Origin of the sequence: Phycicoccus elongatus Lp2 (assembly GCF_000367525.1) — a bacterium.
In the GTDB taxonomy this organism is placed as follows: Bacteria; Actinomycetota; Actinomycetes; order Actinomycetales; family Dermatophilaceae; genus Phycicoccus_A; species Phycicoccus_A elongatus.
In genome coordinates this window covers 374,218-383,294 of the sequence record NZ_HF570956.1, presented here as the reverse complement: position 1 = coordinate 383,294, position 9,077 = coordinate 374,218, and the positions used below count along the sequence as shown (strand labels likewise).

8 protein-coding genes are annotated in these 9,077 nt (G+C 69.2%); all 8 read left to right on the top strand.

Features of this window, described 5'->3' with window-relative positions; all coding sequences use genetic code 11:
• Positions 1-228: 228 nt before the first annotated feature.
• The 8 genes from rbfA to BN10_RS01795 all read left to right on the top strand — a co-directional run bounded on the left by rbfA (position 229) and on the right by BN10_RS01795 (position 8,948).
• On the top strand, positions 229-666 hold the full coding sequence (gene rbfA, locus BN10_RS01830; RefSeq protein WP_010849448.1) for a 30S ribosome-binding factor RbfA: 438 nt from the start codon (positions 229-231) through the stop codon (positions 664-666).
• Positions 650-1,579 (top strand): tRNA pseudouridine(55) synthase TruB, encoded by a 930-nt coding sequence (truB, locus tag BN10_RS01825; protein WP_010849447.1) that lies wholly within the window; start codon positions 650-652, stop codon positions 1,577-1,579. The genes rbfA and truB overlap by 17 nt, the downstream gene beginning before the upstream one ends.
• A 10-nt stretch (positions 1,580-1,589) precedes the next feature.
• Positions 1,590-2,552 carry a bifunctional riboflavin kinase/FAD synthetase gene (locus tag BN10_RS01820; protein WP_010849446.1) on the top strand — a complete coding sequence of 321 codons (963 nt, stop codon included), beginning with the start codon at positions 1,590-1,592 and terminating at the stop codon, positions 2,550-2,552.
• Positions 2,516-3,667, top strand: a complete 1,152-nt coding sequence (gene rodA / locus BN10_RS01815; protein ID WP_010849445.1) for a rod shape-determining protein RodA — start codon at positions 2,516-2,518, stop codon at positions 3,665-3,667. Before BN10_RS01820 ends, rodA begins: the two co-directional genes overlap by 37 nt.
• Positions 3,668-3,763: 96 nt before the next feature.
• A complete protein-coding gene (locus BN10_RS01810) occupies positions 3,764-5,638 on the top strand; it encodes an AMP-dependent synthetase/ligase (RefSeq protein WP_010849444.1) in 1,875 nt (624 codons plus the stop codon).
• A 97-nt stretch (positions 5,639-5,735) separates the two neighbouring features.
• On the top strand, positions 5,736-7,712 hold the full coding sequence (locus BN10_RS01805) for a TIGR03960 family B12-binding radical SAM protein (protein ID WP_010849443.1): 1,977 nt from the start codon (positions 5,736-5,738) through the stop codon (positions 7,710-7,712).
• Positions 7,709-8,176 (top strand): GNAT family N-acetyltransferase, encoded by a 468-nt coding sequence (locus BN10_RS01800; protein WP_010849442.1) that lies wholly within the window; start codon positions 7,709-7,711, stop codon positions 8,174-8,176. The genes BN10_RS01805 and BN10_RS01800 overlap by 4 nt, the downstream gene beginning before the upstream one ends.
• Positions 8,177-8,192: 16 nt before the next feature.
• The gene (locus tag BN10_RS01795) at positions 8,193-8,948 is read left to right on the top strand and encodes a TIGR03936 family radical SAM-associated protein (protein WP_156917096.1); all 756 of its coding nucleotides are present in this window, start codon (positions 8,193-8,195) and stop codon (positions 8,946-8,948) included.
• Positions 8,949-9,077 lie beyond the last annotated feature (129 nt).

The following is a 9,077-nucleotide window of genomic DNA, read 5'->3' as shown; positions in this document are numbered from 1 at the left end:
GGCGACGACGCCCCCGCCGAGGGCATGCGCCCCGACGGCGAGCAGGACGCAGGCCGCGCTCGCCACGAGGGCGCGCGCTACCCAGACCCACCCGGTGCGCGGCGACATCACGGCTCGATCGTCGCAAACTGCCCCGGCCGCGCGCGCCCCGGGTCCGGCAGTGCGGAACGCACCCCTCCAGCCACATAGGCTGGGAACCAAAGGCTGCCCACTGAACGAGGAGGAACCATGGCTGACCCCGCCCGCGCCATGAAGGTCGCCGACCGGATCAAGACCGTGACCGCCGAGGGGCTCGGCCAGGTCATCAAGGACCCCGACCTGGGTTTCGTCACGATCACCGACGTCCGCGTTACCGGCGACCTCCAGCACGCCTCGATCTTCTACACCGTCTTCGGTGACGAGAAGCAGCGCGCCACCACGGCGCACCTGCTCGAGACCAACCGCGGCCGTCTCCGGTCGCTCGTCGGCAAGAACTTGGGCATCCGCCTCACGCCGACGATCGAATTCATCGCCGACGCCATCCCGGAGACCGCGGCCCATCTGGACGACCTGCTCGCCAAGGCCAAGGCCAAGGACGCGGAGGTCGCCGCCTCGGCGACCGGGGCCACGTATGCCGGTGAGTCCGATCCCTACAAGAAGCCGGCGGTCGATGACGACGAGGAGTGACGCGGCGGGCGGCCTCCTCATTGTCGACAAGCCGTCCGACTGGACCAGCCACGACGTCGTCGGTCGGTTGCGCCGCCTCGCCGGTACTCGCAAGGTCGGTCACGCCGGCACCCTCGACCCGATGGCCACCGGCGTCCTCGTCGTGGGCATCGACCGGGGCACCAAGCTCCTGACCTTTCTCGTCGGCTGCGACAAGGACTACGCCGCGACCATTCGACTCGGTCAGGCCACGCTCACCGATGACCGCGAAGGTGAGTTGACCGCCTCGGTCAAGGCGACCGGTGTCACCGATGACGAAATCGCTGCCGCCGTGCATGCGTTGACCGGCGACATCGAGCAGGTCCCGAGCGCGGTCAGCGCCATCAAGGTCAACGGTGAGCGCGCCTACGCTCGAGTCCGCGCCGGCGAGGAGGTCGCCCTCGCTGCACGTCCGGTCACGGTGTCGCGGTTCACGATCGACGCGATCCATCGTGCACCGCACGAGGCACCCGAGTGTCTCGACGTCGACGTCCGCGTCACGGTTTCCTCGGGCACGTATGTCCGGGCCCTGGCCCGCGATCTCGGTGCTGCCCTCGGCGTGGGGGGCCACCTCACCGCCCTGCGCCGCACCCGCGTCGGAGGGTATGCCGTGGGGTCGGCCCATACCCTTGACGACCTTGCCGCGGTCGCCGAGGCGGGCCGGCCGCTTCCTCTCATCCCCCTGGGCGAGGCGGCCCAGGCCGCTCTGCCGACCCGGCTCCTGACCGAAGCAGAAGCCAGGACCCTGTCCTTCGGGCAGCGGCTGCCGTCCCTCGATCCCGGGCGATCGACGCCGGTGGCGGCCCTCGACCCGAGCGGCCAACTCGTGGCCGTGCTCGACGAGTCGAGGTCCACCACGCGCAGCCTCGTCGTCTTCACACCCGCGAGTTCGTAGACTCTCCTGCGTGCATCGCTGGACCGACATCGCCGAGACACCCGAGAGCCTCAAGCCCTGTGTGGTGACCCTCGGCAATTTCGACGGGGTGCACCGTGGGCACCTGGCCGTCATCGACCAGGCGCGCCGCATCGGCGCTGCCCACGGCCTCCCGACGGTCGCGGTCACCTTCGAGCCGCACCCGATCGCGGTCCTGCGCCCGCACGAGGCGCCGGATCTCCTGACGCCCGGCCGGCTGCGCGAGGACCTGCTCGAGGCGTCGGGGATCGACGGGCTGCTCGTCCTCGACTTCACCACCGAGTTCGCCCAGCAGTCGCCCGAGGACTTCGTGCGTGACACCTTCGCTCGCGGTCTGCAGGCGGCGGCCGTCGTGGTCGGTGTCGACACGCGCTTCGGCTACCGCAATTCCGGTGACGTGAGCACGCTGCGCGACCTCGGCGATCGGCTCGGCTTCGAGGTGCATGCCATCGATGACGTCGGGGGAGAGACTCGCTGGTCCTCGACCTCGGTGCGCGCGCACCTGCGCGCCGGCGAGGTGGCCCAGGCGGCCGTCATCCTCGGTCGGCCCCACCGCGTCGTCGGCACCGTCGTCCACGGTCATCACCGCGGGCGCGAGCTCGGCTACCCGACGGCCAACCTCTCGGCGGACTCCCTCGGGCTCGTCCCGGCCGAGGGGGTGTATGCCGGGTGGTTGACCCGACTGGACCAGCCGGTGGGGACGGTGGACCGGACCATGCCGTGCGCGATTTCCATCGGCACCAACCCGACCTTCGAGACCCAGGATCGACGCACCGTGGAGGCCTACGTCCTCGACCGTGACGATCTCGACCTCTACGACGAGCGGGTCATGGTCGAGTTCGTGGACCACATCCGGCCGACCCTGAAGTTCGACTCGATCGATGCCCTGCTCGAGGCGATGGCCAAGGATGTCGAGGCGTGTCGAGCGATCCTCTCCACGATCGTCCCGGGCTGAGCCGCCTGCGGGCGGTGGCCGGGCACGACCTGGCCCTGCTCGTCGCCACGGGGGGCGTCTGCCTGGTCGGCGCGCTGCTCGTCTGGTCGGCCACCCACCGCACGGCGGGCACGGCATACCTGGTCCGACACCTGCTGAACACAGCGATCGGCTTCGCCCTGGCGATGGCCGTCACCCGCATCGGCCGCCAGCGGCTGCGGTTCGCCGGCCCCTTCGTGTATGCCGCGGGGCTGGCCGGGTTGGTCGCCGTCCTCACCCCCTTGGGCGCCACGATCAACGGATCTCGCTCATGGATCCCGCTGGCCGCGGGGTTCACCCTCCAGCCCTCGGAGTTCGCGAAGGTGGGCATCGTGCTGGCGCTGGCCGGCCTCTTCGCCGACCGCCTCGACCGGCGGCTGCCTCCGAGCAGCCGCGACCTGGTCCTCGCCTGGGTTCTCGTCCTCGTGCCGGTCGGTCTGGTCATGCTGCAACCCGACCTCGGCAGCGCCATCGTCCTCATCGCGCTCGCCTTCGTTCTCATCGCCGTCGCCGGCGCACCCTGGCCCTGGGTCGTCGGTGTCGTGGGGCTAGGGGTCGGGGGCGTGGTCGCCGTGTTGCGAAGTGGTGTGCTGAGCGGCTACCAGCAGGACCGACTGCTCGTCTTCCTCGACCCTGAGCGCGACCCGCTCGGCGCGGGCTACCAACTGGCGCAGGTGCGCCTGGCCATCGGATCCGGTGGCTGGTGGGGGGAGGGGTTCATGCAGGGTCGCCAGACCCAAGGTGGCTTCGTGCCCTACCAACTCAACGACTTCATCTTCTCGACCGCCGCCGAGGAACTCGGTTTCGTGGGTACGGTGGGGTTGTTGGGGCTGCTGGGCTTCGTGGTGCTGCGAATCCTGCTCGTCGGCGTGCGGAGCAGGGACGGTTTCGGACGCTTCATCGGGGCCGGGGTGGGTGCGTGGTTCGCGGTCCAGATCTTCCAGAACGTCGGAATGAACCTCGGGCTCATGCCGGTGACCGGTCTCCCCCTGCCGTTCGTGTCCTATGGCGGGTCGTCCATGTTCGCGGCCTGGCTCGGGGTGGGTCTGGTCAATGCGGCCTACGTGGCTCGCTCGCGCGACCCTCACCTGACGTGACTCATCGGTAACACTTTGGCCCACCGACTGTCTATACGGCGGGTGATGTGACACCATTCGGGCACACCCACCGCCCCCACCGTCGAGGACGATGCGATGCCCAGCGCCCAGCCCCAAGTCCACAGCCCCGCCGACGAGTCGATCGACGACTCGGTCTTGGCCAACCAGTCGATCAGTGCCTCGCACATGTATCGCGACCGGGTCGCCAAGACGCCGAACGGCGTCGCCTACCAGTACGCCGTGGTCGGAGCCGACGGCGACACCTGGACGTCGGTCACCTGGGCGGAGGCCAAGGACCACACGGACAAGTTGAGCGCCGGACTGATCGCCCTGGGCGTCCAGCTCGAAGAGCGCGTCGCCATCGCGTCCGCCACGCGCCTCGAGTGGGTCTACGCCGACCTGGCGATCATGACCGCCGGGGCCGCCACGACCACGATCTATCCGTCGACGATCGCCGAGGATGTTGCCTTCATCATCAGTGACTCCGACAGCAAGGTCGTCTTCGCCGAGAACGCCGCGCAGGTCGACAAACTGCGGGCGATCCGCAGCGAGATCCCGAACGTCGCCAAGGTCGTCGTCTTCGACACCGACGGTGTCGAGCTCGATGACTGGGTGATGTCCGGCGCCGACCTCGAAAGCCAGGGCGCGGCATACTTGGCCGAGCACCCGGGCGCCGTCGACGAGCGGATCGACGCCACCACCGCCGACCACCTGGCGACCCTCATCTACACCTCGGGCACCACCGGCCGCCCCAAGGGTGTGCGCCTGCAGCACTCCTCGTGGAACTTCATCGGTGCAGCGGTCGAGTCGATCAATATCCTGGGCCCGGACGACCTGCAGTACCTCTGGCTGCCGATGGCCCACGTCTTCGGCAAGATGCTCGTCGTCATCCCGATCCAGATCGGCTTCCCGACCGCCGTGGACGGCCGCATCGACAAGATCGTCGACAACCTCGCTGTCGTGAAGCCGACCTTCATGGGCGCTGCCCCCCGCATCTTCGAGAAGGCCTATGGCCGGATCAAGATGATGATGGAGGAGGAGGGCGGCGTGAAGCTCAAGCTCTTCAACTGGGCCAGCGATGTGGGCAAGCAGGTCAGCGTGCTCCGCGAGCAGGGCAAGTCCCCGAGTGCGCTGCTGTCCCTGCAGCACGGCCTGTCCGACAGGATCATCGGCGCCAAGATCCGCGACCGCTTCGGGGGACGGGTCCGCTTCTTCATCTCCGGCTCGGCCGCGCTCAACCAGGACATCTCGCGCTGGTTCGACGCCATGGGCATGCAGATCGCCGAGGGCTACGGCATGACCGAGAGCTCGGCAGCCTCGACCGTCAACCGCATCGTCGCCTACAAGAACGGCACGGTCGGGTGGCCGCTGCCCGGCATGGAGTTCCGGATCGCCGAGGACGGCGAGGTCCTCATGCGCGGCCCCGGCGTCATGGCCGGATACCACAACAACCCGGCAGCCACCGCGGAGGCGCTCGACGCCGACGGCTGGCTGCACACCGGCGACATCGGGGAGATCGACGACCGCGGCTTCCTCAAGCTCACGGACCGCAAGAAGGACCTCTTCAAGACGTCCAACGGCAAGTACGTCGCGCCGAGCAACATCGAATCGACCTTCACGGGCCTGTGCCCCTATGTTAGCCAGCTCCTCGTCCACGGCAACGACCGCAACTTCGTCTCCGCCCTGGTGACCCTCGACCCCGAGGCGATCGTCGGCTGGGCCGCCGCCAACGGTATGGAGGGCAAGAGCTACGCGGAGATCGCCGGCTCGCCGGCCGCGCGCGAGATGCTCCAGGGCTACATCGACGAACTCAACGCCGGCCTCAACCGGTGGGAGCAGATCAAGAAGTTCACCATCCTCGACCACGACCTCACCGTCGAGGCCGGCGAGATCACGCCGAGCCTGAAGCTCAAGCGCAAGGTCGTCGCGGACAAGTACAAGGACCTGCTGGACGCGCACTACGCCAGCTGAGCCCGCGGCATACGACGGAGGCCTCACCCCGAGTGGGTGGGGCCTCCTCCCGTGCCCGAGGTTTGGTATCGCGTCGGCCGGAACCTACGCTTGTCGGATGCCCGGTGAGTCGATCTTCCCCACCCTCGAGCCGTTGCTCGAGCAGGTGAGCAAGCCCATCCAGTATGTCGGCGGCGAACTCAACTCCACCGTCAAGGACTGGACGGTCGGCGGTGACCACACGGTCCGCTGGGCCCTGATGTACCCCGACGCCTACGAGGTCGGCGTCCCCAACCAGGGCTCGATGATCCTCTACGAAGTCCTCAACGAGCGCCCCGACGCGCTCGCCGAGCGCACCTACTCGGTATGGCCGGACATGGAGGCGCTCATGCGCGCCCATGCGGTGCCGCAGTTCACCGTCGACGGCCACCGCGCCCTGGGCGACTTCGACCTCTTCGGCCTCAGTTTCTCCACCGAGCTCGGCTACACCAACATGCTCACCGCGCTCGACCTCGGCGGGATCCCGCTGCACGCGATCGACCGCGACGACACCCATCCGGTCGTCATCGCCGGCGGCCACGCCGCCTTCAACCCCGAGACCATCGCCGACTTCATCGACGCCGCCATCGTCGGCGACGGCGAGGAGGCCGTCCTCATGGTCACCGATGTCGTGGCCGCTTGGAAGCGGGACGGTATGCCGGGGGGCCGGGTCGAGCTCCTCCTGCGCCTGGCCCGCACCGGCTCGGTCTACGTGCCGCGGTTCTACGACGTCTCCTACCTGCCCGACGGGCGGATCCAGCGGATCGCCCCGAACCCGGCATACCCGGGCGTGCCGTGGCGAGTGGCCAAGCACACGGTCATGGACCTCGACGCCTGGCCCTACCCGAAGCAGCCGCTCGTGCCGCTCGCCGAATCGGTGCACGAGCGGATGAGCGTCGAGATCTTCCGTGGCTGCACCCGAGGCTGCCGCTTCTGTCAGGCCGGGATGATCACCCGCCCGGTGCGCGAGCGATCGATCACCGGCATCGGCGAGATGGTCCAGCGAGGCCTGGCCGCGACCGGCTTCGAGGAGGTCGGGTTGCTCTCGCTCTCCAGCGCCGACCACACCGAGATCGGCGAGGTGACCAAGGGCTTGGCCGATCGCTACGAGAGCTCCAAGGTGGGTCTGTCTCTCCCGTCGACCCGGGTCGACGCCTTCAACATCGACCTGGCCAACGAGCTCACCCGCAACGGCCGCCGATCCGGCCTCACCTTCGCCCCCGAAGGGGGCAGTGAGCGGATCCGCAAGGTCATCAACAAGATGGTCACCGAGGACGACCTGATCAACACCGTCGCCGCGGCCTATGGCGCCGGCTGGCGGCAGGTCAAGCTCTACTTCATGTGCGGCCTCCCGACCGAGACCGACGAGGACGTCCTCCAGATCGCCGAGTTGGCCAAGAAGGTCATCGAGACCGGCCGCAAGGTCAGTGGCCGCAATGACATCCGGTGCACCGTGTCGATCGGTGGCTTCGTCCCCAAGGCGCACACCCCGTTCCAGTGGGCGCCGCAGCTCGGCGCGCAGGAGACCGACGAACGACTGGCCAAGCTGCGCGACGCGATCCGCTCCGACCGCCGGCTCGGGTCCTCGATCGGCTTCCGCTACCACGACGGCAAGCCCGGCATCGTCGAGGGCCTGCTGTCCCGTGGTGACCGCCGGGTCGGGCGCGTCATCGAGGCCGTGTGGCGCGACGGTGGCCGCTTCGACGGGTGGAGCGAGCACTTCTCCTACGAGCGCTGGATGGAGTGCGCGGCTCGCGAGTTGGCACCCTTCGGGATCGACGTCGACTGGTACACCACCCGTGGCCGCGAGGAGTCCGAGGTCCTGCCCTGGGACCACATCGACTCGGGCCTGGACAAGGAATGGCTCTGGCAGGACTGGCTCGACGCCATCGACGAGGTCGAGGTTGACGACTGCCGGTGGACGCCCTGCTTCGACTGTGGTGTCTGCCCGCAGCTCGGCACCGAGATCCAGGTCGGCCCCACCGGCAAGACCCTTCTGCCGATCACGGTCGTCGGCGGTTCGCCGCTGCGCGAGCGGACGCCCTCCCACGCGTGACCCTGCGGATCGATCGCGTCGGCGGGCCCGAAGGCGTCACGGACGCTGACCTCGCTGACCTCGTCGCGCTGCGCCTGGCGTGGAAACCCGCCGCGTCCGAGGAGGACGCGGCGGCTCTTGATCGCGACCTCCGGGCCTGGTGGGGCAGCGAAGGCGACCGGCGACGAGCCTGGCTGGCACGGCATACGCAGGGGTATGCCGTGGGGATGGCGAACGCTGCCGTCTTCACCCGCATGCCGGTGCCCGGGCGGGGGAGCGCGCGCTGGCTCTACGTGGCCAACGTGTTCGTGCGACCGGAGGCCCGGCGGGCCGGTGTCGGCCGAGCGCTGATGGAGGCGATGCTCGCGTGGGCGCGAGACGAGGGCATGGTGCGGGTCGTCCTGGCGCCGAGTGAGATGTCGATCCAGTTCTATCGTGAGTTGGGCTTCCGGGAAGCAAACGACCTGATGCGCAGGGACCTCTGACACCTACGCTTTGCGTATGCCGCCGCGCCAACGCACCCCCGAGGGACCGCCTCCTGCACCCGCGGTGCAGAAACTCCGGGTCAAGTACGCACGGCGTGGCCGGCTGCGCTTCTCGAGCACGCGCGACTTCGGCCGTGCGCTGGAGCGGGCGCTGCGCCGCGCCGAGGTGCCGATGGCCTTCTCGGCGGGCTTCCACCCCCACCCGAAGATCTCCTACGCCAACGGGGCGCCGACAGGCACCGCCAGTGAGGCGGAGTACTTCGAGATCTCGGTGACCGAGCGGGTCGATGCCGATGCCGTGCGCGCCGCGCTCGACGCTGCGCTGCCCGATGGCCTCGACGTGCTCGAGGTCGTCGAGGCCGCTCCCGGCGCGCTGGCAGACCGGCTGGAGGCGAGTGCGTGGGAGGTGGTCTTCCGACAGACCGCGCTCGCCGATCTCGAGGCGGCGGTCGACGCCTATCTCGACGCCGCCGAGGCGCCGGTGAGCCGGATGTTCAAGACCGGCATGAAGACCTTCGACACGCGCTCGGCCGTCGTGACGATGTCCGCTGCCGCCGCAGCGGATCCCTCGTGTGCGATACTTCGGATGGTCGTGCGGCACACCACACCGTCCGTACGCCCCGACGACATCCTGACCGCACTGCGGGCAGTGACTGCCCTCGCGCCGCCCGTTCCACCCTTGGTGACCCGGCTGGCGCAGGGGCCACTGCACGACGCAACTGCTGGGGTGGCCGATCCACTGGCCGCCGACAAGGCTGCCGCCGGCTCCTGACCGGTGACGCGCCCCCCGCGCGAACCTCTCCGGGAGCAGACCAGGCTTCCGAGTCGGCTCCGGCCGGCTCGATCCATCGCCCACCGCGTGGGCGGACGGTCGCACGTTGCGACGGTGTGGCGGCCGCCT